The organism is Cryobacterium sp. TMT4-31 (assembly GCF_004403385.1).
GTDB lineage: Bacteria > Actinomycetota > Actinomycetes > Actinomycetales > Microbacteriaceae > Cryobacterium > Cryobacterium zongtaii.
This window is the reverse complement of sequence record NZ_SOGI01000054.1, coordinates 59,396-82,407: the sequence shown is the minus strand read 5'-3', so window position 1 is coordinate 82,407 and position 23,012 is coordinate 59,396. Positions and strand designations below refer to the sequence as shown.

The following is a 23,012-nucleotide window of genomic DNA, read 5'->3' as shown; positions in this document are numbered from 1 at the left end:
CTTGGCTCCATGAATACAATCACCACAGGCCCCACACCGGAATCGGCGGCGCCGTACCCATCAGCAGATTGACCAACCTGCCTGGGCAGCACAGCTAGCGAGCGGTCTTGGGCTCGTCGGTGGGTTCGTCGCCCGAGGTGGTGTTGGTGGTGGGAGCCTCAACGGTCGGCGCGGCGGCAGCCGGCGTCGTCACGGCAGTCTTCTCGTCAGTGTCGGAGGCGGAGTCGAAGTCGGTCTCATCGAAGTCGAAGTCCGGCTCGTCATCGATAGCGGCGGGCGCCACGACGGCGTTCTTGGCGATTGACCGGGACACGACCATGGCCGCGAGGGTGATGATGAAGCCCAGGATGCCGGTGCCGATCAGGGTGGCACCGAGACCGCTGCCGGACTGGGCGGAGAAGTACGCCACGTAGTCGGAGGACTGCGAGGTGTAGAACTCGGCCTGGGTGGCGTTGGAGGAGGTCAGGATCAGGTACCCCGCGGCGGTCACGACCACGTCGACCAGCCACAGCAGTGCCAAGACGAGGTTGAACTTGGACAGGGGACGTGAGCTGTTCTGGGACATAACTTCCTTCGTTGTATGAGCGGCCGGTGACGACCTCGCGTCACGCTACGCATCATTCCTATGGACAACCTATGTGTGAGCAGAGAATCGTCGTCGCACCCGCTGATCGAGCCCACCCGCTGACCGAGCCCACCCGTTGACCGATCCTGTCGAGATCCGGTGCCCTGTCTCCGGTAGACACTACGTCGCTCTGCAACATTGTCAACCGCATTTCCCAGCACCCCGCGCCCAGATACACCCCAAAAGTGAACGCGAGCACTCCGCCGACGCGGTAAGCTATTCCAGTTGCCTCCGGTGGATGCCCATACGGGAATCTGTCGGGCACGGCGGGCTGTAGCGCAGCTTGGTAGCGCACCTGACTGGGGGTCAGGGGGTCGCAGGTTCAAATCCTGTCAGCCCGACCAAATGTCCCGGAAACTCAAGGGTTTCCGGGACTTTTTTGGTTAAGAGATTTGATGTTCCCATCACTACCCCATCACTTTCAGCCCATTTCCGCCGTTGAGTCGGCCCTGTCATCTGAGGGACTGAGGTCGGTTTCGGTCCCTCCCGATCGTCCGGGATTCTCGTGCGCACCTTCTGGGTATGAGCATTCACAACGACAACCCCACCTCTCCTCCCACCGACGACTGGGGCTTGGAGCCCCTGATGGACGTCCACGAGCTGGCTTCCTACCTGGGCATCCCGATCGCCACGGTCTACGACTGGCGGGTGCACGGCAAAGGCCCGGCCGCGTACCGGTTCGGCAAACACCTCAAGTTCGCCATCTCCGACGTGCGGGCGTGGATCGCCCAACAGCGCGAGTCCACCAGCGAGCCGAGGCGTCCCGATCGGCGGTGAGCTGAGATGCCCCGGCAACGGTTGACCATCGGCACCTTCGGTGACATCAGCACCCGCCAGATGCCGAACGGCCGCTACGAGGCGCGAACTCGTTACCGCGACTGGGACGGCCACGCGCGCCTGGTGCAAGGCACCGGTGCCACGACCAAAGCCGCCGAACGGGCACTGAAGGCCAAGCTCGCCGACCGGGACCTGTTCCAACCCGCCGACACGAGCTTGTCCCCGGACAGCCTGTTCAGTGACCTGGTGGTCTACTGGTTGGAGGACATCGACCTTGAGGACCGGATCTCGAGGACCACGCGGAACCTCTACGAGCGCAACATGCGCACCCTGGTCTCACCCGCCTTCGACCATCTCGCCTTGCGGGAGATCGGGGTGGCCCGGTGCGACAAGTTCATCAAGCAGCTCGCGAAGATCTCCTACAATCGCGCCAAACAGGCCCGGGTGGTGCTGCGGCTCGCCCTGGAGCTAGCGGTGCGGCACGAGGTCCTGCCGCGGAACCCGATGGACCACGTCGCCCGCCTGCACCGCGAACCGCACGTCCCCGCCGCACTCATGGCCCCCGAGGTCAACGTGATTCGGGCGGCGATCGCCCAGTGGGAGAGTGCCGTCAACCACACGTCCGGCCCCAAGCCCGACGGTCAACTCGGCGCAATCATCGAGGTGATGCTCGGCACCTCTGCCCGGATCGGCGAGGTCCTGGCCATCCGCCGCCGGGACGTTGACATCACCAGCCCCGTGCCCTCGATCCGCCTGGCCGGCACTATCGTCAGCCGCAAGGGGGAGCAGACCTTCCGGCAGGACCACCCCAAAACCGCCAAGTCCACCCGCGTTGTCGCCATCCCCACCTTCACCTCCGACGCAGTCCGCCGGCGGCTCGCCAAAGTCGGCAGCATGGGCCTGGATGACCTGCTGTTCCAATCCCGGGACGGCACCCCTCTGACCACCGCGAACGTGCGCCGGCAGCTGCGACAAGTGCTCGAGGGTGCGGGCATCAACGGGGTGACCCCGCACATGTTCCGCCGCACCGTCGCGACCGCGGTCAACACCAACGCCAGCATCGAACTCGCCGCAGAACTACTCGGCCACACCGACACCAGGGTCACGATCATGCATTACATCCAACGCAGCGAACTGGTGAACCCAGCCACCGCCGCGCTCCTCGATCGGGCGTTCGCGAAGGATGAAGACTGAATGCGGTGCTGCCACGGTGGCAGCACCGCACCATCTGGGATTATGCCGCTTGGAACTGAATCTGTGGCCGGAGTGCCGCAGCTATCCTGCCTGTGCGTTCGCGATGGATGCTGACTCTTCACGGTGCCGCCACGCTGGCGGCGCCGTGCCATCTGGGCTTTTGTAGTGCCGAAGCAAATCTGCCTGCGTGGCCCTCGACTGTAGTTTCGCGGATGTCGATGGCGTGCGGTGATGCCGTTGCGGCCGCACCGTGCCATCTGGAGTTTTGCCGCTTCGCAGGGAATCCTCGCTTCGGACCGCCGCACTCACCGACCGGCGTTGGCGAAAATTAACCACCGTCCACGGTTGTGCCACGGTGGCCCCACCATCCCATCTGGAGTTTTGCCGAAAGCCCGAGGATCAGGTCGTGTATGCAACGCGCGGGCCTTCGAGGATCTACCTTCCATTTTGCGCCGAGGATCGAGCGTTTGCAATCGTTCCATCCTCGAAAGGCGAAGGACGTCCACAAACTGCTTGGCGGTCATCCTGTGGGGCTGTCATTCTCACTGGACACGCTCCTGCCTTCAAGAAGAATCAAAGAATGCGATGAGCCTAAGAACGGTCCAGTTCTTCGAGTTGTCGTGAGTTCCATACCCGGATTGCCTCCTTGGCTGCACCCCTCACAACCCGCGGAGCGGCCTCGGTCGAAAGCAGATAGACCTTCGGCAGCAACTCGTCGAGATGTCGATAGGTTCCAGGTGCGAGGTCCTGGAATGTGTAGAGCATCCGGATCGGAATGCGAATCCCTTCACTTTCGAGCAACTCTCCAATTCGTTCGATTACAGGCTTCTGCAAAAGCGAACCTGCTGTCGAAGTTCGGATCAGGGACTGACCGGCTTCGAATTTAACGTCTGGATTGGCCTCGTGCGACAGTTGGAGCAATAGCGCGTGGGCCCATGTCGAATCCCCCTCACGGATGGCAAAGGAGATGGTTCTAGCGGCTTGTACCTTTCCCGTGTCCCCTTCGGACATCATGGAGACAATGGCCCCGAGTACCTCGACCTCAGGCATGATTTTCAGGCTGGCGCCGGCGCGGACTGCCTCTGCAAATACTTTTGTCGACGGGCGCACGAAAAAGCCATCGCTTCTTACATTTGTAAGTATCGACTGCCAATCGAGAGTCAGGGCTTGAACGACATCGGCCGGAATCTGGTTCGGGTAGCGAGCAATCCTGTCCAGACCCTGGGCTTTCAGAACGCCGTCGATCCTGGGGTTTGTGAGGTGCTCAAGAACAGCTCGCCAGACATCTGCGTTTTCGAAGCGCAGGGCGAATGCCACTGCGACGTTGCATGTGTCTAGACCGCCGAAGGAGTAGATTCCCTTATTCGCTTGGTCAGCTTCCTGGTTCAGAGCAAGAACTAGGTTCGCAGCTGAGACGTGAATGAATTCGTCTTCCCTAAGCGGGTCGTCGGAGCCGTTATCCGCCAAGTAGGCGGCGAGCTTCACGCCCGTGGATTCGAGACCTACACCCTTTTCTCCGTTAACGTTCTCGCGTATGGCGCGTAGCACGCGTTCCAGATCGGCATTCGAATCAATCGTCTGCCCATGTCGAACCGCGAAAGACGTCCAGACGGCCTTCGCCTCAGCCCCTACGGACGCCCAATCGATGGTCTCTACTAGTTGACTAAAAGTGTTGCTAAAAGGCGGCGATAGGAGCTCAGGGTGGCTAAGCAAAACGGATGATTTCTGAGCAACTTGCTGGTCATAGGAGCTGCCCGGAAGAAGTCGACCAACTGTTTTCCACACTCTGTCCAGATTCGACCAGTTCGTCTCGAGACCATCGCTATCGCCGAGACGGCGCCAGACAAGGTCAATTGCTGTCCTCAACTCGGCGGGCTCTAGATAGTCCGCCGCGTAGTCGAGTAACTGCAGGTCTTGTTCGGATACCCCAATCTCGGAAGGGCGGTGAAGAATCAAATGGGCATCTCGCTTCAATGATTGATCGGGCCCCTCAGCTCTAACGCGACGGAGGGCGACCTGAAGCGTGCTCGAGGCCCGCGCATGACGAAGTAAACGCAACGCCTCACCGGTATAGAAATCATCACCCGGATGTTCGATGAGGTGTATTTTCGCAAGCTCTTCCCGATTGCTTCTTGTCCTCGAAAAATCGCCTGCCAGTTCCGAAATCAGCAGCGCGTCGATGCCGATCTCGCCGGCAGTGCTTCGCATGAATACACGCTTGCCGGACGTCGACTCGAATTCAGATTCGAACAAATCGCGCAGAACAGCAGAGTCGCGGCTAGCGGCTCGCACAGTCATTCGCGCGTCGGCCCACCCAGATCGTCCCCTAACGACTTTCACCCACAGGTCCTTCATAGGGTTCGCATCCGAATACGCCATGGCGGATTGCGCGTGGACGCGAACAGACTCCGCGATATCCGCTTGAGTGCGTGACGGGCCCCAGCTGATTCCTCTGGAAACTTGAAAATGGTCAAAAGCCTTCATCGGGCCGCGCGGCAGCCACTCGAGCACTTCCCGTGAGCTCAGGAAGGCGGCAGGCTCGGAACCAGTATCCATCTCTCGATGCACTAGTTGTTGCAGGAGCACTGCAATCGCCAGACGGAAGCTCGCGGAGAACGCGTCAGGCTTCTGCAAGCGTGTCAGGTCCTGGACTAGCTCGCGAAGCCTATCTCGAGCCACGGACGATAATTCCAACTCGGCAAGCCCGACGCTCCCGTAGAGGGCCGCGGCCACCCGCGCTCCAACTGGGAGCTCCTGCCGAAATGCGATGTCCCATAAGTCCGCGGTGGCAGATTTCTGGCTTTCTAGGTAGAGAGACTCACGCGCCTTCGTAATGAGTTCGGAACTCCAGCCGATGAGGTGATTTGCGTTGGGCTGAGAGTATTGCTCTAGCTCGCGCTCTCGCCTTTCGGTCACAAGTGCTAAAAGGGCGGCGCTTGAGGGGGAGTCCTCAGAAAAATTCGGGTGTGGTGAAACGGCCCACGGCAAAACGGCCGCTACTACCCACTCAACGTGGACGTCGTCGCTATTCAAAAGTCTTCACTCCTCCACGAAACCGGGTTTGAAACATTCTGGTCGGGACTCGATTCGCTGCGAGCGATGCGTCCGGCGGCTTCATACGTAGCTGCAGCTTTCACAATCTGGCTGTACACCAGGCTCTCGAGTTGGGACGGTTTGAACGCGCGGCCGGGCGTTGTATCAGCTGCTATGCCGAACCCTTGGGCATGTACGAGCTGCACCACTTGTGCCTCCGTTACTTGCGGACGTGACTGCGCGCAGGCGACGACAATCACCAATACCCTTTCTAGCCCCGTGACTGAGCCCAGAGTCTGCGACAGGAACGAATTTTCTACGATCGCTGCATGGTTAGCCGCGAGGTAGGGGATGACCAAAAGCTGGACGATTTCCTCGCCGGGCAAAGCCATTCTCGTTGGCCAGTCCCGTTGTGACTGTTTGACCGCTGCAACTATCGCCTCGTCCCAATTGTCCAGCACAGCGGCAACCGGGTGGCGTACTCCGACGACTAGTTCGAACGGCATCCTAAGTCCGCCAGGAAAGCGACACTGCAGACCTCAGCACGATTATTGACGTGGGCCCAGAACTCTCACCGCATACACCTGGTTCAAGTTTCAACTCGACGAACTCTGAACCGCTTAGCAGCATGTCTCGCGTGGTTCGCGCGTCGAACTCTTCCGGAAGGGCGTCGCAGCCGACGAAGTGCTGTCGCTCAATCGTCCCGACTGCCACGTTGACTTCTTCTGGGGGCAAGAGCGCAAGGGCGGTGAGTGAGAGTATTAGGGCAAGAACGCTTACACCGGAAACCCATTTGGCCCACTTCATGAGCGATTTCACGGACTCGAAAAGCGAGTCCGACTGCTGGATTAGTGCTTCGCCGGCGAGTGGTTCCGCGTTCCTGTCCTGATTCGAGTACTTCAGAGACGCCGTCACGAAAAGGCCTGTTCCAACAATCAGCAGGATCACGCTTGCGAGGCCAAGAAGCCTTCCCAGGAAAGGCAAATTGGCGCCGGCCGGGGACAGGACGAGTCCTGCTGCCAAGGCTCCTGCGCCGGCGCCTGTCAAACCGGCGGCCGATCGTGCTCGTCCGCGGAACAATTCAATCCGCTGTTTCGCTGCGTTGAAGGCAGTCTCATAGTCGACGCCCTGCTGCCCCATGGCCTCAGAGTACTGGGTCAGAGGCGAGAAATTGGACAGCAGGGCGTCTCTGTCGTGTCGGGACCCCGTCAATAGGACGTTGTGCCGTGAAATCGCGACTGCTACTTACGGCGCTAGTAGGCAGCGCTCGAAGTCTTAGTACAGGATCTTGACCAGAGATCAGTCGGACCTGACGCGCTTTCGGGCTGGCGATTCCCGATCACGGTCGAGCGGTCCCGACCTAGGGCACGGCGCATCCGCTTCGTTAGGAAAAATCCTAAGTTGCGAGACAGCGCTGGGGCAGTGATCATCGGCAACCGCACAAATTGCCACCTGCATCAGATTCAGGTACCAGCGGTGACAACCGATACTTTGGGCATATGACCCATCCTTCATTTTCAGAAGCGAACGGCTATTCCGAACCTCGCACAATTGCGCAAGTCGACGGACTGGATATCGTTACGAGAATTGCCGTCTGGAACGCGATCTACCCGGCTATAAGGAAGTCGGAGTTTGGATATCACAACCAGGAAAACAACTCGATGATCTTCGATAAGACGCCGGAGGTTGTTTGGACGGATTTCTTCGGAAAAATGGTGGACGAGGTTCCATCCGGCGATGTCGTCTGGTCTATGTCGAAACAAGTCATGCTCGAAGAACCACTCAACCGCGTATTCGACCTGCTTGAAGTGGTGATCCCGGCGCTGGTTTTCGATCTACCTGAGCAAAGTACCGACCGCGTGAACGATGTCTTCATTCGCCACCTTGTGGGGTACCGCGTTGTGCGTCGACGAGTGATACGCATCGATTTTGGAGTGGAGTCCGACTCGGTTGTTGCCGCGCTTAGCGCATCATCGTTGCCAGGACTGGAAGGGGTGTTCAAGCACATCGAGAATTCGATCGTTCTTCTCAGCGAACGAAATGCCCCGGACTATCCGAATACGGTAAAGGAAGCGATGTCGGGAGTCGAGGCCATGTGTGAATTCCTTACTGGGAAGAATCAGCTTGGAAAGGCGTTGAAGGACTTTTCCAACACTGGGTTGGCCATTTCCGGGGTGCAGATCGAGGCTTGGAATAAGATGTACGGCTGGGCTTCAAACGAGAATGGGGTCCGCCACGGCTCCTTTAGAATCCCGAACGTCGACCACGCAATTGCCAAATACCTTGTGATTACGGGTGCCGCATTCGTCTCTTTGCTCATCGAGAAGGCTCGCGAGGCGGGCAAGCTAAACGTGGGGTAGCGCGCCGAATGCTTCGAGTTATCGATCGCTGGACGCCGGAGGACTATGCGCGGTCCGCAACGAGACCCATGCCGTCATGGGCGATAGTGGAATGAATGGAGGGCAGGCGGCCAGCTACCGAGAAGCAGGCATTTGCGTCGGTGACGCTATCCACAGCTACAACGAGAATGTTCGAGATCGGCACAGGGACGTTGCGCTGGGACGAGGACGCGCTGCCCGAATGAGAAGCTGTATGTGAATCATGGGGCTTCAGCCAGGGCGGGCATTTGGCTCGTGCGCTCAGCCTCAGTTTCGAACTGATCCTCCGCGTTTTCCTGAGTAGCGATACTCAGCACGATGCTCGCGGCAAACGCGAGCAAGGCGACGGTGAAGAGTATCCAAAGGAGTGAAGCTTCAGGCCCTTTGAAACCCTCTACTTGGACTCCTATAACCGCGTAAACAATGCCGAGGAGGCACGCGGCAACAGTGCCAACAAAGCTCCTCCGGTACCAGCTTCTACGTTTCAGCCCTTGGTGTATTCCACGCCGGTCAGCAACGATCGCAATCAGGATTAGGGGAAAAACTCCCGCCAGTATTGCGCACGTAGCTGCATTCATGGCTGTCAGCCTATCGGCAGTGGCCACAGCGGTAGCGAGCACATATCGGTCTACCGATGACTAGCGCAATCGACCATCTAGTGTCCGTCCGTCTTCTGCCTCTGCTTCGCAAATAGGGTTTGAGCGAGCAATTGCATCGCCTTAGGGCTCGAGCCCGCCGGGGCTGGCCAAGAACACACGAAGTTCGGTTCGACTCACTCGCACCTTTCCAATGCGTTAGCTCATGGCTGCGTGCAGAACGAGCTTGAGCACTGTCAACAAATATCCCACGCCGGCGCCCGCGTCCGCGACGCCCTATTAGCGTATGTAATGGCGGAACTAGGCCGTTTCGGCCTGCTGATCGCCGACATCAGCCTGACCAGAAACGGTGTCCCGAGCGACCCCTAAAATCCCACAGTCGAATTGCCACGCCTCTTGCAGATCGAGGCGGCACACCTTCTACGTGAAAGCGGAGGAGGCCGTGGTGACGGTGTCGATGCGGGTGATGAGCGCCGGCGATGGCTACAAGTACTTGCTGCGTACCGTCGTTGCCGGCGACGGGCAGCGGTCACTGTCCACGCCGTTGACCCGCTACTACAGTGCGAAGGGCACGCCACCGGGTCGATGGATGGGAAGCGGTCTGCCGGGCCTCGGTTCGGGTCGTATCCTCGAGGGTGCCGAGGTCACGGAGGCCCAGTTGCAGAGACTGATCGGGATGGGGCGAGACCCGGTCGATGCGGCACCGCTCGGTCGCGCCTATCCCGACTACCAGAGGCAAGCCGATCCTGCATTGCCCGACAGCGCTCAGCAGACTACTACCCGGCGGCGCGCAGTCGCCGGGTACGACTTCACGTTCTCTATTCCGAAGTCGGCAAGCATCCTCTGGGGTGTAGCGGACGCAGCCACACAGTCGCAGATCGTGCAGGCGCATCATGCGGCGGTCTCCGAGGTCGTGGCGTACATGGAGCGCGAGGTTGCGGCGACAAGGACAGGAACAACCGCGTACGACGGAGCCGTCGCGCAAGTTGATGTCACGGGCCTGATCGCCACGGCGTTCGACCACTTCGACAGCCGGGCCGGCGACCCGCACCTGCACACGCACGTGGTGATCAGCAACAAGGTGCAAACCGTGCTCGACGGCAGGTGGCGCTCGCTCGACGGCCGGCCGATGCACGCTGCCGTCGTCGCGCTCTCCGAACTGCACGAGTCCTTGTTCGCGGACGCGTTGACGCGATCCCTGGGCGTGCAGTGGGAGATGCGGGAGCGGGGGAGGGATCGCCATCCGGCGCTGTCGATCAGTTCAGTTCATGAGGCGCTCGTCGCGGAGTTTTCATCGCGGTCACGGCACATCGACATCGCGACCGACGCCCTCATCGATGCCTTCCTGGAACGGCACGGCCGCCGGCCAGGCCCGGTGACGATAATGAAGCTACGCGCCCAGGCGACACTCTCCACGCGGCCCACGAAGGAGGTGCACTCGCTCGCCGAACTCACCGCCGCGTGGCGCGAACGAGCGGAGCGGGTGCTTGGTGAGGACGCGACGACATGGGCATCCACGGCATCCACATCCTCGCTGGCGCCCACGTTGCGGGCCGAGGGCCTGCCGAAGGAGGCGCTCGATCAGATCGGGAGCAGAGTGATGACGTCGGTGAGCGAGAAGCGTGCGACCTGGCGGCATTGGAATCTCGCCGCCGAGGCAGCACGCCAGCTGGCGCAACAACGATTCGCCTCGGCGTCTGATCGCCAAGCCGTCATCGGCCTTGTCGTGGAGGCCGTCGAGCGGGCCTCGTTGCGGATCACTCCACCCGAGCTCGCGTCGAGCCCTACTTCGTTCCTGCGAGCTGACGGCACGTCCGTCTTCCGGCCGAAGCACGCCATCGTCTTCACCTCGACGGAACTGCTCGATGCCGAGGCTCGGCTGCTGGACCGTGCGGCGGACATGACAGGGCCTCGAGTGTCCCCGGCCACGCTTAGTGGACTCTCACGCACACAGCTGCCGAGTGGCGTGGTGCTTGCTGACGACCAGCTCTCGGCGCTCACGGCGATCGCTGGGTCTGGGCGAGCCGTCGATGTTTTGGTTGGTCCGGCCGGTGCAGGCAAGACCACCGCGATGAGTGCGCTTCGGCACGTCTGGGAGGCCACGCACCATGCCGGCTCGGTGGTGGGGCTTGCTCCTTCGGCCGCAGCCGCTCAAGTCTTGGCAGAAGACCTCGGCATCCCAACCGAGAACCTGGCGAAGTGGTGGCAGAACCACCTCGACCACGGAGAAACCTTCCACGCCGGCCAGCTCATCATCGTCGACGAAGCATCCTTAGCGGGCACCCTCTCCTTGGACCGGATCACCACGGTTGCCGCGTGCGCCGGTGCAAAGGTCCTGTTAGTCGGCGACTACGCGCAGCTCCACTCGGAGGACGCCGGAGGCGCATTCTCAATGCTGGTACACAGCCGGGCAGATGCCCCCGAACTCGTCGAGGTGCACCGCTTCACACACGAGTGGGAGAAGACAGCCTCCCTCAGACTGCGCCAAGGTGACCCCGACTCGATCGACCACTACATCGCACACGCCAGAGTGAACGGCGGCGCCACCGAGTCGATAATGGATGCCGCCTACACGGCCTGGCGCGCAGACACCCGAGCAGGCAGGGCGACCGTCCTGATCAGCGACTCGAACGAGACGGTCGCCGCGCTGAACGCACGCGCCCGCACAGAACTCATCCTCGAAGGTCGCATAGACGCGGTCCGCGAAGTCGCCCTCCACGACGGAAACCGTGCCGCTGTCGGTGACACGGTGATCACGCGCCGAAACGACCGGAAGCTGCGCGCTGCCCGAACGTGGGTGCATAACGGAGACCGGTGGACCGTGACCGGGGTGAGCCGGAACGGCTCGGTCCATATCCGCCTGCACGGCCACCGATGGGGGAGCACAGTACGGCTACCCGCGGACTACGTCAAGCACCACCTCGAACTCGGCTACGCCGTCACGTCGCACCGCGCGCAGGGCATCACGACCGACACCGGACACGTCGTCGTCACCGCAAGCATGACGCGCGAAAACCTCTACGTCGCAATGACGCGAGGTCGCGAAGCCAACCACGCCTACGTCGCCGTTGACCGACCCGATGCTGCCCACATTGGGCCGCACCCGGGCTCCGACAAGGATGCGACAGCTCGCAGCGTCCTTTGTGGCGTTCTACAGCACGTCGGCGCCGAGCTGTCCGCACACGAAACGATCGTGGTGCAGCAGGATACGTGGGGTTCCGTTGCCCAGCTCGCGGCAGAGTACGAGACCATCGCGGCGGCCGCGCAGCACGACAGATGGGCGTCATTGGTGCGCGGCAGTAGGCTCTCACCCGGCCAGGCTGAGGATGCCATCAAGTCTTCTGCGTTCGGGGCGCTGACGGCGGAGCTCCGGCGAGCTGAAGCCCACTACCTCGACGTCGAAAGCCTGGTGGCTCGTGCGGTTGCAGCACGAGGGATAGAGGAAGCTGAGGATGTGGCGGCCGTTCTATGCTCCCGGATAACGACGGCGGTGGCGGGTGATGCGCGCCCGACTCGAGCGCTCAGGACGCCGCGACTTATCGCGGGGCTCATCCCGAAGGCGATCGGACCGATGACCATGGAGATGCGCCAGGCTCTCGACGAGCGCAGCGACTTGATCGAATCGCGGGCGAACGCGGTACTCGACGAAGCATTGCTCGGAGGCGCCAGGTGGACTCGGGCACTCGGTGTCGTCCCACGACGACTCGAGACATCCAGTTGGAGACAGCAGGCGCGAACGGTGGCGGCATACCGAGACCGCTACGCAATAGTTGGCACGAGAGCCTTTGGTCCCGCGCCGCAGACACAGACCCAACGACGTGATAACGCTCAAGCTCGGCGCGCGATACAGGCCGCTAAGCGGATCGCAGAGGAACAGGACGCTGATGCGATACGGCGCCCAGGTCGTACGACGGGGCCTTCACCTCTGCGCGTCCGCATGTAACATTTAATGCCTGAGTGCTGGTGGAACTTGAACCCGTAGAACATCCCTGGACCGTGGAGCGACGGTAGCCAACTCTTGATCATCCATGTAGGCATCTTGCTGCCGCCGGGCCAGTGGACCCGGGGAAGTGGAGCACCTGAGCCGGGCTCACGGCGTACACTGCCAGGCATGGACGACCTCGCCGCGATCGACGCGCCGCATTGCCCCTCATGCCTGGTGCTCTGCGAACCGGTCGGCTCCGCATCCCGCCCGTTCTGGGCATGCCCCTCGTGCCGGGTCGCTGTGCTTGCGGGTAACTAACGAATTGCGCGGCCAGCGCTGAGTGTGCAGCCTGCTCTGCTACTCCGTTTCGTCTACGGAGAACTCAATCTCGCCACGTCGAATCATCGGCATGAGAAGCGCCGATCCAAAGACGCGCAGAGTGATGTCTGCAATAGATTGGCGGACGTATGGCACGAGGGCCATTATCGCGACGTTGTTGACGAAATCAAGAAGTACGTGTCGAGGTATAGACCGAGCGCCGATGCCCTCCAGCGTGTACTCGGCGCCAACGTCTGAAACGATGACCCCCAGATCAGTATCGAAGCGGGTCACCAGGCGCACTCGGAACCCGTTGTCCGCGTCGCGATAGTCGATCTGCATCCCATAGGAGGGTTCGACGGACTCGCCTTCTTCTGAATCCGGAGTCACCTTCCCGCGCCGGGCGGAGAGCTCAAACACGGAGATGTCAGAAAGGGAGGAGTTTTCCACCACGCTTTCGACGGTGATCGCCTCGACGTCAGGCATCCATGGACTCAAATCGAGTTACATGACGAACGGGGGCGGGCGCGTGATCCCCAGTTTTCCATCCGCCCAAGCGTGCCGACTTGGACCAGATGGCTCCGGCGGCACCCGGAATTCTTACCGACTTCACGATAGCTTCAAACGAGTCGTCGTCGGTGCAGCAGGCGTCAGTCACGGTATGTTCGATGTTCGCGCCCACGGCCAACGCGTACCTGCGGACGCTCGCGAGTGTTGGATTGCTGTCATAGTGCTCGAACGCGGCCACCGTCGGCTGGCTCACGCCCATTCGCTCCGCCACGTCGTTCTGAGTGAGATTGTGCTTCCTGCGTTGAGCCTTGAGCTCCGTCAGCAGGCGATCGTGCTCATCTATGAGATCTCCAGCGAGGAGCTCTAATCGAGCGATATCCTTCGTCATAGACCAGACTCTATATCCGAATCGGGTTCGGGGGCAATTCCCCAGAGCTGGGACTCTCCGCTGTCATAAAAGCGCTTCGCGATCCCGATCTCAGCATCCTGGGCACTGTTGATATCGCCTGCTAACGACTTCTCGTGGATGTGATGCCCAACGAAATGATCCAGCGCTGCCGCGGGTTCGGAGTGGTACAAACGCACAAGTGTGTTACCGAATTGAGTCACACCATCGACGACCGTTGTCACGTTGATCGTCTGCCAGCGAATCTCGTAAAGCGGCGGAGGATTGGTCTCATCCACATGCTTGACTTCCGAAACCGGAGTCAGTTCGCCACGGCTTGCCTTCTGGATTCGGCGCTGGAACTCCATCTTTGCCATGGCCTTGTTGTAGGGACTCCATACCCGCCCGGGGGTATCTAAGGCTATGAAGAAGGCCTCGGTTGCTACGGATAAATCCTTCTCATCCCCTGAGTCACACCGTGGGAACCCGAACCATCGAAAACCAACTGCTCGCCCCGCACTGCATCGGGACGGGTCATTGAACAGTCGCATTTGATGAGCCTAACCGCCGGTCCGGTTCCGTTTCGCCCGGGGACCCCCTTACTGGGTATGCCGGACCGATGATTCAAGAAAACCCCGCGGATAAGCTCTTCCCAGGAGCAGGCGTTGGGGACGCTCACCCGTCTGGCCAACTTCATCGAGAGCAAAGGCATCGACAAGGCCGTCGTCACCGATCTCATGCGACCGCTGCGCGAGATCCGTCGGGCCCAGCAGAAACCCGCGCACGAACTGCGGGCGAACGTAACTTACAAGACCTTCGTCCATCGTCAGGTCGTGCTTCTCGAAGACCCTAGCGAAGTGCTTAGGGAACTCGGGCGATGGCTATCCACTCACCCGAAGAATCGCGGCTGGAAATCAAACTTCGAGCCTGATGAGTACTACCGGATGTAGTCGGTCTATCCATGTAACGTGAGCGTCGTGACGAAGCCGACGCTCTAGCAGGAAGGGAAAACCTGGTTGCAGGGGCTTTGGTCGTTGCTGCCAACTAGAAGAATCGGCGGTAGTTGGTTCCGCCGATGCCCGCGTCAGGGTTCGTCCTAATGTCCGCGACGATACTCAAGCGCAAAGAATGGCCACTGAAGAGCGACAATCGAGATGCGCATCCCCCCTTATCGGGTGGCGCATCGCCGAAGGCTGACCTCCAGGCTGTGGGCGTCGCCTGAAGGTTCTCAATCACACCGGCGGCGCCGGCGATCGAAGATCGGTCGAGGCTGGATATTGTCCGGCCGGTAGCGCTTCCGCGGGTGGGCATGTAGTCAGCGATCATTGTCGAAGGTTCCGGCCTCGAGTATCCAACGCCCGGCAAGAATGATGTTCCTCGTATGAACCACAGGATTCCATTGACGCTTGTTCCGTTTGCTGTCAGGATCTGCACACAAAGCAGAAGGGCCGTAGAGCGATGAATCTTGCCGATTTGCTCATCCTTGTTGTTGATGCTTCCGCGACCCCAACTCCATCCCCCAATCCGGGTGATCCCACCATCGCGGCGAACGTGGCGCTCTCCAACTACTACCTCGCCATTCTCATCCTTGTGGCTGCGCTCGCCGTCATCACCATTGCCCTGGTCTTCGCGTATAACTACCATGTACAACTCTTGAAGGTCATCAATTCGGCGGTCAAAAACGGTCAGACACCCAAAACGACAACCGACGATGCAGCAATACAAGGCGCAGAGCCGGCAATCCTGGGTCCTGACACAGGTGTCCCCTCCACCCAGCTGGTGTTTGCTCTAATGGGAGTCGCCGGTGAGGTCTCATGGGTTGCCGACGGCGGGCTTCCCCCGAGCGGCTCCGGTACAGGTTTCGCGACAACTTTCGACAAGGCGGGGAGGTATAAGGTCTCGGCCACCTACTTTGATGGCGATAACGTAACCAAAACGCTTGGCAAGGACGTGGTGATTGCCGCCGCAGAAGCTCCAGTTTCGGCTTCGTCGTCCGGGATTGCGCTCCCATTTGTGATCAAGAACTGGGGACGCCTGGTCGTTGTGATATTCGGGGTTGGTGTGATTTCGGCTCTCATGTCAACAAAGATTCTCGACGCTGCTGCGGGTGTCGGGATTTTGGGAACTCTCCTCGGGGTGGGAGCGGTGACGGCGACGTCAGGCGCAGGCGGAGACAAGCCCTCGAATCCCGAAAGTTAATCCCGTGCCCGACGAAGGAGACACTTTAGGTGAGTCGCGGCGACGGTGACCTCCCAGGCAGCGGATTCGACAACGCAGACCCTGTGGAGGTCCTGAACGCAGAGGGCCCGATCATGGACAAGCTCCGTGCACCGGACGGACGATGGCGCCTAGTACCGGTGTCTGGGCTAATAATTCCTAATGGTCTTTCAACTAGCCAGCTCACCTTCGTGGTCATTGACACCGGTGTCTGCGTCGACCACCCGAGTCTTGTCGGGCGTGTGATCAAGCAGCTTGACCTAACCGGTGAAGGAACGCGTGATGAGAACGGCCACGGTACCGCCGTAGCGGCGATCCTCGCGGTGGACGTTCCGACAGCTGAGATCATTAGTGTGAAGGCCATGAATGCGCAGGGGCAAGCGTCGATCGAGCTGCTCAACCATGCGTTGCGGGTAGCTGGAACGTTGTTGGAGGGGCGTGCGGGAGTGGGCGTCATCAACCTCTCGGCAGGCAGGCGCTCGCCGTCGTGCGAAAACGACTGTCCGCTCTGTCACACGGTGAAGCAGCTATGGAAAGAGGCGCATCTCGCTGTCGTGTGTGCGGCGGGCAACTCTCCCGGCGTGGCGTACTGCCCAGCAAAGTCCGCATTCTCAGTAGCGACGCCCGACGAATGGTCCGCCCCGGGCGACGTGACTATTTTCCCACCCAACTGGGTCCCGGTGCCCTAGCAAGTCGCATGCACCGGTTTTCCTGGGCGGGACCAGCGTCCCGGCGGCGCCGCAACTCGTTTCAATCGCGGCCGGTACGCAACCCCCGGTTTCGGCGGCCGACCTCACGCCAATTTTCGGTCCGAAAGTCATAACCGCTCATATCGGTCAGCACAGAGCACCCGGGACCGGTCAGCCTGGCGCTGCAGTGCCAGCATTGTCTGCTGTTGTGGCTAAGTTGAGACCATGGCACGGGCACAATGAACCTCGACGAATGGACTGTCAAGTCTGTCCGCAACCCATGGGGAAAGGTTCCAGTGACGGCCGGCGGCAAGTCCCTTTCGGGCCGCACCCGTGAGTACATGGACCGCCTGCTGGAGCAACAGAGTGCTCCGGACACGGTCAGTCGCCGAACACTCGCGAAGCATTGCGTGCTTGGTGGGTTTCGGCCTTGGGGACAAGGCCGCTCTTATCGGACGCCCTGTTCTCGGTAATGCTGTCGGCCGTTTGTGAGCCATGTACCGAACGTGGTCCCAAAGAAATGGGCGGTTGACAGCTGCCATCGCCGGCCCGCCAAGCCGATCCGGCCGACGCGGCAGATCCGATAGACGCCGACGTTCGAAGCATCGCACGCCCGAATACTGCCGTGCGTTCCACTCCAGTCTGTTTGGTGGACCGCTCAACTCCGCCGAGCCCAGGACACTCGAGTGCGTCGTCGAAAAAGAGGCCATCGGTTCCCTGTGAGTAGGCAGAATGTCCAGAGCACCGTTCACACTCTGATGCAGCGCCCAGTAGCCCTTATTAGAAGTCCTCGTCGCTCCGCTGCCATTCGATGGTGCGGCGCCGCAGAGGTTCGAGGCCGTCGAACGAGTAGTCGATATCAACTGTCAGGTTTGCCGGTTCACACTCTGTCCAATGCTGAGAATCAAACTCTAGGAAAGTGGACTCATGGCGGTGCATGAGGACCGGAGAAGACTCCAGACCGATCACTGGTGGAATTTTTCCTTCTGCGAAGATCTCAATCGTTGTGTACGAGGTCGGGCCGTTCGCCTCAGCTGGGTCGAGTGCCCACGCTTCACCTACGACAACATCGTGCACGTATACGGACGCTTCCGAGCACTCGATCCGTACGCCTTTGAACGGGAGTCCATCAAAATCAAATCCAATCGCGTAAACCGGACCGATATGGAAATCGACTCGGACACCAGCCGCAGCGATCGCAGCCGATCGCGCGGAGTATTCCGCTGCCTGTCGTGAACTCTCCGCAGCATCGCGCGCAGACCTCGCCATTTTTTGAGTTTGCACTGCGTACCAGACCGTGACACCGATCAGCCCAAGCGTGGTCACGGTTGGCGCCAATTCAGTTACGAAGTTCAATAGGTTGGTCACGATATCGACCCTATAGGCCACTGGTTTCCAGTGGCGCGAGATGAACAGTCCGCCGTCGGGGACATGGCGACGGCGCATTGCTTCGCGCCACTACCGCTCGGCAGAACTCGCCGAAGTGTCAGACCCGAACGTGATCCACGAGCTGCAGAACAAGCTCGACCACGCGCTGATCTACGAAGAGTCCGAGGTCGAGGGTGCAGCGAAAGCTTGGGTGAAGGATGAAGGTAACGGTGCGCTGACGAAGTGGCTGACACCGGCGAAGCACCGATTCTCTGGTCAATTCGCCGATGCTCGCGTCACCGACCCCGGCTCTGACCTGGAACTCCGAGCTTGATCATGGGGAGGGCGCATGGTCGTGCTGCTTAGGACCAAGCGCCGATTCCGCCCCGGGCCGAGGTCCCGGCGGTCGGGTTACCCGATTTCATCCGAGAGCCTCCGACACTGCCAGGGTCGGTCTAACGCGCGACCGTCCACTCAGCCAGGCTCCCTTGTGCCAAGCTAACACCGTTCGCACGCCCAGTTCCGGGTAGGCGATAGTTGTTGGGGGAGCATTGGAAATCTGGGTTCAAAATCTGCTGAGCGGATTGATTGGTTCAGTTCTTGGCGCGTTGGCATCGGTGTGGATTCTCATCGCAACGAACCGACACACGTCCCGGATGGCCTTGAAGCAGCGTGAACTCGACCGAGACATGGCGCGCGGTCACCGTGAACTAGAAGCAGTCGCGAAGCTGCTTACGTTTCTCCAAACAAGCTTCAGCGCGGATCCGATGGGAATCTCGCAAAGTCGGGATCTGGTCGGTCATGTGAACCTCCTTGCCCTGAATGCGTCTGATGCAGTGCGACAGGGCTGGGAGGACGTCACTCAGGCTCACGTTCGGAATGGGCGCTCGCGGCGTCATCCGCTGCCCCTTGCATTGATTGCCTGGTCTTCCGCTGACGCCCTCGCTGCGCTATTACCCAACTGGGAAGTAAATCATGACGGTGGATCCGAAACAATAATTGTGACTAGTTCCTCAGACGGTAGCCGCCAGAAAAGCGATGACGATGATTTCCGGACATTTGTGCAGTCAGTAACGGGCGCATGGGACAACCGCCCTTTGATGCTGGAGTGCATTTCTCGTTTGTCCCAAACGATGCTGAGATGGGACGTCCTCACGGACGACCAAAAGATCACCGTGTTCAACCCTTTGCTCGAGGTGGCTTCGCGGAGGACTAGCGAATTTTTCGCAGCGGTTAACGTTGGGTTCGGAGCCGTTGCGGATGGCCACCTGCCCTTCGAAGAGGGCCGCGGAAGTGACGAACTTGTGGCGCTCCACAAAGATGCGGCTCTTATTAGCGATTTTCGGTCCGGCCTTGCGTTCGCGCTGATCGAAAATACTATTGACAGCCTCGACCTGAATCGCGTCCCCGCCGGTGGCTTAGACGAGAATTTTCGAATTGCGATGACCGGTGATCGCGAGAGTGGGGTTCGGCTCCAATTCGAAGAAGACTCAGGTGATCTATTATTCATCGAACATCCACCCGTTGAGGACGCACAGGGCTACGAGAATCAGGCTGCTTACCGACCGCATCTCACTGCGTTCGATTACAACCTGGAGGACCTTTTGGCACCCTTCGCCGTGCAGGAATCCAAGTTTCGGGCCGATGATGACTCGCGACGATCGTGAATGGGCCCGAACAGTCGTCGGGGCCGGTCCACGTGAAGTTGTAGGGTTCGAAGCGTCCCTTGGTAAACGAGGTGTCATGAACGACCTGTCCGACTTTGATGTGCAAGACGACTCACGAGACCTGGACTCAGCTCGGCATGGTGCGGCTCACGTCGTTCACCTTCGCCGCCGATCGGCGGTCCTGTTTCCCATCGGCATGTATGGTCCTGTTTTCAGTCGGCGCTGACAGGGTTCACGTACTTGCGGTGTTCGTGCATTGTCGGAGGACGCTCTTACACTCGGGTTACCAAACGAAAGGTATAGCTGCGATGACACAAACACCGGAACTGATCTACTGCCTCCGGGGCGCCCGCGCTTGCCAAACACATCGTGTTTCCTATCGCGCCTGGGAACGCTACATCAACGCAGAGCTGGCGGCGCTAACCGGAAACGGGGATCCGGTTCTCAACGAAGCAATTATCACCGGCATTTGGGGGCAGGACGTGGCTTCCGCTGCGAAAGCCAGCTGCAATTGTGGCTGGGGTGATTGGTCTGTTTCGGAGCGGGGAAACGACGCGGACTGGTTGGCGTCCTGCCTTTGCCAGGAAGGACGGGCGTTGACAGCCGAGCACAAGCCAAGATGGGCTGCCGCCCACTGGAAGCAGACCCCCCTGGCAGCCTTTCGGTCCCGAGCGATCGTACCCGGACAAGCGATGGATTGGCTTCTCGCCGTTGATCCCGGCTGTGACTCTGAGCACAGCATTGCAAGCTGCAACGCGAATCACCCACGTTTCTATCGAGACACCGACCAGAAGAGTCACCTAGCGGCACCTCAGATTCTGGCCTACAGCCATACTCCTGGTAGTGAGGAGGTCCGCGAGATAACCGTCATCAACGATGGAAGCCTGGACGTCAATGTCATCTGGGACACAAACGACGTCGAGAGGACAGGTGCCCGGAAGGAGCCGAAGACTTTCCCCATCTTCCTGGACACGACGTACTTCCCAGTGCGCACGACCGCTGATGTACTCAACGGCATCGCCAAGATACTGCCGCGGGAGAAAGCCGCGAGTCTGATCGCCGACAATCGCGCCACGCTTCGAGCGATCTTCGAAGCAATGTGGGTCAGAGCGGGGACCCCGGAAATCTCGTCTGCAGCCGAGTCCTGGGTGCGTCAGGATGTGCGAGATTGCATCCGAACGTCGCGGCACGAGCTAGTCGATGAAGAGCCGCCTGCCGAACACGACTTCCAGAGTTGGAAGGATTACGTCGGGTCGGCGCACGAGACTGCTTAACGGGCTTACGGGAATTCAGAGTGCGTCCCATGCCACGGCCCGGTTTGCAGGACGTCGATAAATCGAGCGCTCTCAATTAGTTCGAGAGGTTCCGCGGTAGTGAGATCCAGGCGATCTCACGACGAGGGTTGAGTGTTGGTCCCAAGCCGGAGATACCGCGGGGGCATTTTTGGCTTGAGCCGCGCTTCGTCTTCGGCGAGCCTGCGAAGTTGTTCCGAGAGGGCAGCGGTCGGGGCGTACCCGTTAGTGCTGCTGAGCAGAAATGCCTTTGCTGCAGCGATCCGATCTGGGGTGCGCCAGACGCTCTGCCAGCCATCTGTCTCGATGAGATTTCGTGCGACGACGACTAAATCCGACTCGATCTCAGCGTATGCACCGATGGCATTCACGCCCGCTAGCTCGACGGCGTCGCGAACCGCGCCCAGCACGAGCCCAGGGTCATCGTCTTCCTTGAGCAGGCCACCGGCGAGACGCGTTGCTAGGGCCTTGCGGCCGCGAGTGCCTATACCGCGAACTGCGGGGAGTGCCTCTATCTCCTCAGCGAGTTCCCTCCGTCTGGCCCACATCGCGGCAACGTCTCTGGACCGGTTCTCCCGATCCCGTTCCTCTTGCTGGCCCTGCAGCTCACCTATTCGATCGCACCACTCAGGAGTGGCCATATAGAGGAAGCTTTCGCCGGCAGCGACCCAGCGAACGTACACGCCGTCGAGCTCGCCGTCATATTTCTTGTAGCCCTTGACCTCGGGCTCAAGTGCGGCACTTTCGTTTTCTTCGCTCACCTCGGAGATGAAGTCCTCGAAACTGAACTCCGTTGCGTCGATAGAAATGAACGGCGCGTTCATCGCTCTTGCAACATCCAGCGCTTCGCCGAGTCCCACCTGAGCACTGACGAAAATAACGGTCGGTTCGGTACCGAAACTGGCGCTTAGGACTGGGAGGCCCCGTTCGCGTGCGCCGGCTCTCGCGTCCTTGAGCACAAGCGACATTTCGGGTCGTGGCGGGTGTTCGATCGTCATGGCATGACTGTACCGACTTTCCTGGCGGGAGCAGCCTGGGCGCCTTATACGCGGTGGTGACCTCGTGTTTCTCGATCGGTCCGAACCAAGAACGCGGTCGTCCCTAAACATGGTGCATGGACTTGAATCGATTGCTGCACCACGCGGTCTTGACTGTCGGTCCACCTGCAAAGCGGCGGTTGCCCCGAGCGTCCTCACTTGGCGTGCCCATGCTGCAGCATCCTGATTTTCAGTTCAAGATGCAGGTCTGGCGACGCAGCCTGGTCTGCGTGAGTTCTGAACGAGCTGGCGGTCGCAAGCTCTCGGCGCGCCCGATACCGTTGTGAGATGCCCACGCTTGACGAGGTACCTGAAGAGTTTCGGCTCAACTACTTCATGGGTGACATCGTCATCAGTGACAGCTTCGCCGAGCACGAGGCGCGAGTGATGTGGAACACACTGCGGACTGCTGAACTTGTGAGCGGTAGGCGCCCCGAGATGTTCGGGCGGCTTCTGCCGCGGCTCCACGAAGCGTTTGTCTCGCCGAGAGTGCCCCACGAGCTTCGGGAGATCGCCGTGTCCTTGATTGACACGACGCGAAAGTGGCACAGTTACAGACGCGACTTGGTGCACGACTTGTTGACTGTGGGTTGGGGACGAGGCGACGACGTGCACTCCGCGCTCGGGAAGCATCCGCCGCGACAAATGACAGAAATCGTGAAGTGTGCCGAGGAGCTCCGGACTTCCGGCTATCGGCTCCGGGGTCTCTGGATCATCACGCCGTATTGGATTGGCGAGACCGGCGATGGCTGGGACGATGCGGAAGGGTTAAGGTCGTGGACGCGTGTAGCGATGGGCCATATTGCGGATGTTCCTAGGTCCATTTTGGGAACTGAAGGGCCTGCGCCCGAGCCGCCGGGAGGATGGGATGCGATCGTCGCCGCCGCCAACACGCAGCGCGAAGCTGACGACGCCCGCCTTGACGACTGCCAGATAGAAATCGACCAGAGCGACACGGGCTGGGACGAGCATGCCAGCGAGGAGTAGTTCCGGCCTTCGTG

At 60.3% G+C, this 23,012-nt stretch carries 21 protein-coding genes and 1 tRNA gene; 12 read left to right on the top strand and 10 right to left on the bottom strand.

Annotation, left to right across the window (positions count from 1 at the left end; translation table 11 throughout):
* Positions 1-94: 94 nt before the first annotated feature.
* The gene (locus tag E3T19_RS12580) at positions 95-565 is read right to left on the bottom strand and encodes a hypothetical protein (RefSeq protein ID WP_088455772.1); all 471 of its coding nucleotides are present in this window, start codon (positions 563-565) and stop codon (positions 95-97) included.
* Positions 566-892: 327 nt separating this feature from the next.
* On the opposite strand from E3T19_RS12580, the gene E3T19_RS12575 reads away from it, so the two are divergent.
* The 3 genes from E3T19_RS12575 (at position 893) to E3T19_RS12565 (ending at position 2,596) form a co-directional block, all read left to right on the top strand.
* Positions 893-969: transfer RNA gene (locus E3T19_RS12575), tRNA-Pro, on the top strand.
* A 178-nt stretch (positions 970-1,147) separates the two neighbouring features.
* Positions 1,148-1,402 carry an AlpA family transcriptional regulator gene (locus E3T19_RS12570; protein ID WP_241980211.1) on the top strand — a complete coding sequence of 85 codons (255 nt, stop codon included), beginning with the start codon at positions 1,148-1,150 and terminating at the stop codon, positions 1,400-1,402.
* 6 nt (positions 1,403-1,408) lie between these two features.
* Positions 1,409-2,596 carry a tyrosine-type recombinase/integrase gene (locus tag E3T19_RS12565; protein ID WP_134408996.1) on the top strand — a complete coding sequence of 396 codons (1,188 nt, stop codon included), beginning with the start codon at positions 1,409-1,411 and terminating at the stop codon, positions 2,594-2,596.
* Between the two features lie 591 nt (positions 2,597-3,187).
* Here E3T19_RS12565 and E3T19_RS12560 read toward each other — a convergent pair.
* The 3 genes from E3T19_RS12560 to E3T19_RS12550 form a co-directional block, all read right to left on the bottom strand.
* Positions 3,188-5,230 carry a hypothetical protein gene (locus tag E3T19_RS12560; RefSeq protein WP_134408995.1) on the bottom strand — a complete coding sequence of 681 codons (2,043 nt, stop codon included), beginning with the start codon at positions 5,228-5,230 and terminating at the stop codon, positions 3,188-3,190.
* Positions 5,231-5,625: 395 nt separating this feature from the next.
* Entirely contained in the window at positions 5,626-6,135 is a 510-nt protein-coding gene (locus E3T19_RS12555) for a hypothetical protein (RefSeq protein ID WP_134408994.1), read from the bottom strand.
* 1 nt (position 6,136) lies between these two features.
* A complete protein-coding gene (locus E3T19_RS12550) occupies positions 6,137-6,769 on the bottom strand; it encodes a hypothetical protein (protein ID WP_134408993.1) in 633 nt (210 codons plus the stop codon).
* A 359-nt stretch (positions 6,770-7,128) separates the two neighbouring features.
* Here E3T19_RS12550 and E3T19_RS12545 point away from each other — a divergent pair, with 359 nt between their 5' ends.
* Positions 7,129-7,989: an AbiJ-NTD4 domain-containing protein gene (locus E3T19_RS12545; protein WP_134408992.1), complete on the top strand. Its 861-nt coding sequence runs from the start codon at positions 7,129-7,131 to the stop codon at positions 7,987-7,989.
* A 239-nt stretch (positions 7,990-8,228) separates the two neighbouring features.
* Here the strand turns inward: E3T19_RS12545 and E3T19_RS12540 are convergent, their stop codons facing one another.
* Positions 8,229-8,585: a hypothetical protein gene (locus E3T19_RS12540; protein WP_134408991.1), complete on the bottom strand. Its 357-nt coding sequence runs from the start codon at positions 8,583-8,585 to the stop codon at positions 8,229-8,231.
* Between the two features lie 475 nt (positions 8,586-9,060).
* Here E3T19_RS12540 and mobF point away from each other — a divergent pair, with 475 nt between their 5' ends.
* A complete protein-coding gene (mobF, locus tag E3T19_RS12535; RefSeq protein WP_134409000.1) occupies positions 9,061-12,546 on the top strand; it encodes a MobF family relaxase in 3,486 nt (1,161 codons plus the stop codon).
* A gap of 339 nt (positions 12,547-12,885) precedes the next feature.
* Here mobF and E3T19_RS12530 read toward each other — a convergent pair whose 3' ends face one another.
* The 3 genes from E3T19_RS12530 to E3T19_RS12520 are packed head-to-tail and all read right to left on the bottom strand — an operon-like array spanning position 12,886 to position 14,118.
* Positions 12,886-13,332, bottom strand: a complete 447-nt coding sequence (locus E3T19_RS12530; RefSeq protein ID WP_134408990.1) for a hypothetical protein — start codon at positions 13,330-13,332, stop codon at positions 12,886-12,888.
* Positions 13,325-13,744, bottom strand: a complete 420-nt coding sequence (locus E3T19_RS12525; RefSeq protein ID WP_134408989.1) for a helix-turn-helix domain-containing protein — start codon at positions 13,742-13,744, stop codon at positions 13,325-13,327. Before E3T19_RS12525 ends, E3T19_RS12530 begins: the two co-directional genes overlap by 8 nt.
* Positions 13,741-14,118 (bottom strand): hypothetical protein, encoded by a 378-nt coding sequence (locus E3T19_RS12520; RefSeq protein ID WP_134408988.1) that lies wholly within the window; start codon positions 14,116-14,118, stop codon positions 13,741-13,743. The genes E3T19_RS12525 and E3T19_RS12520 overlap by 4 nt, the downstream gene beginning before the upstream one ends.
* Before the next feature lie 288 nt (positions 14,119-14,406).
* Between E3T19_RS12520 and E3T19_RS12515 the strand changes: the two genes are divergently transcribed.
* The 3 genes from E3T19_RS12515 to E3T19_RS12505 all read left to right on the top strand — a co-directional run bounded on the left by E3T19_RS12515 (position 14,407) and on the right by E3T19_RS12505 (position 16,647).
* Complete coding sequence (locus E3T19_RS12515; RefSeq protein ID WP_134408987.1) at positions 14,407-14,691, top strand: hypothetical protein; 285 nt, start codon at positions 14,407-14,409, stop codon at positions 14,689-14,691.
* 508 nt (positions 14,692-15,199) lie between these two features.
* Positions 15,200-15,940, top strand: a complete 741-nt coding sequence (locus E3T19_RS12510; RefSeq protein WP_134408986.1) for a hypothetical protein — start codon at positions 15,200-15,202, stop codon at positions 15,938-15,940.
* Positions 15,941-15,969: 29 nt separating this feature from the next.
* Positions 15,970-16,647: a S8 family serine peptidase gene (locus E3T19_RS12505; RefSeq protein WP_134408985.1), complete on the top strand. Its 678-nt coding sequence runs from the start codon at positions 15,970-15,972 to the stop codon at positions 16,645-16,647.
* A gap of 780 nt (positions 16,648-17,427) precedes the next feature.
* On the opposite strand, the gene E3T19_RS12500 is transcribed toward E3T19_RS12505, so the two are convergent.
* On the bottom strand, positions 17,428-18,015 hold the full coding sequence (locus tag E3T19_RS12500; protein ID WP_134408984.1) for a hypothetical protein: 588 nt from the start codon (positions 18,013-18,015) through the stop codon (positions 17,428-17,430).
* Positions 18,016-18,055: 40 nt separating this feature from the next.
* Here E3T19_RS12500 and E3T19_RS12495 point away from each other — a divergent pair, with 40 nt between their 5' ends.
* From E3T19_RS12495 to E3T19_RS12485, 3 genes are all read left to right on the top strand, one after another.
* Positions 18,056-18,349 carry a hypothetical protein gene (locus E3T19_RS12495; protein WP_134408983.1) on the top strand — a complete coding sequence of 98 codons (294 nt, stop codon included), beginning with the start codon at positions 18,056-18,058 and terminating at the stop codon, positions 18,347-18,349.
* A gap of 217 nt (positions 18,350-18,566) precedes the next feature.
* Positions 18,567-19,682: a hypothetical protein gene (locus tag E3T19_RS12490; protein ID WP_134408982.1), complete on the top strand. Its 1,116-nt coding sequence runs from the start codon at positions 18,567-18,569 to the stop codon at positions 19,680-19,682.
* A gap of 308 nt (positions 19,683-19,990) precedes the next feature.
* Positions 19,991-20,956 (top strand): hypothetical protein, encoded by a 966-nt coding sequence (locus E3T19_RS12485; protein WP_134408981.1) that lies wholly within the window; start codon positions 19,991-19,993, stop codon positions 20,954-20,956.
* A gap of 116 nt (positions 20,957-21,072) precedes the next feature.
* On the opposite strand, the gene E3T19_RS12480 is transcribed toward E3T19_RS12485, so the two are convergent.
* Entirely contained in the window at positions 21,073-21,972 is a 900-nt protein-coding gene (locus E3T19_RS12480; RefSeq protein ID WP_134408980.1) for a hypothetical protein, read from the bottom strand.
* A 327-nt stretch (positions 21,973-22,299) separates the two neighbouring features.
* Here E3T19_RS12480 and E3T19_RS12475 point away from each other — a divergent pair, with 327 nt between their 5' ends.
* Positions 22,300-22,998: a hypothetical protein gene (locus E3T19_RS12475; RefSeq protein ID WP_134408979.1), complete on the top strand. Its 699-nt coding sequence runs from the start codon at positions 22,300-22,302 to the stop codon at positions 22,996-22,998.
* Positions 22,999-23,012: the final 14 nt, after the last annotated feature.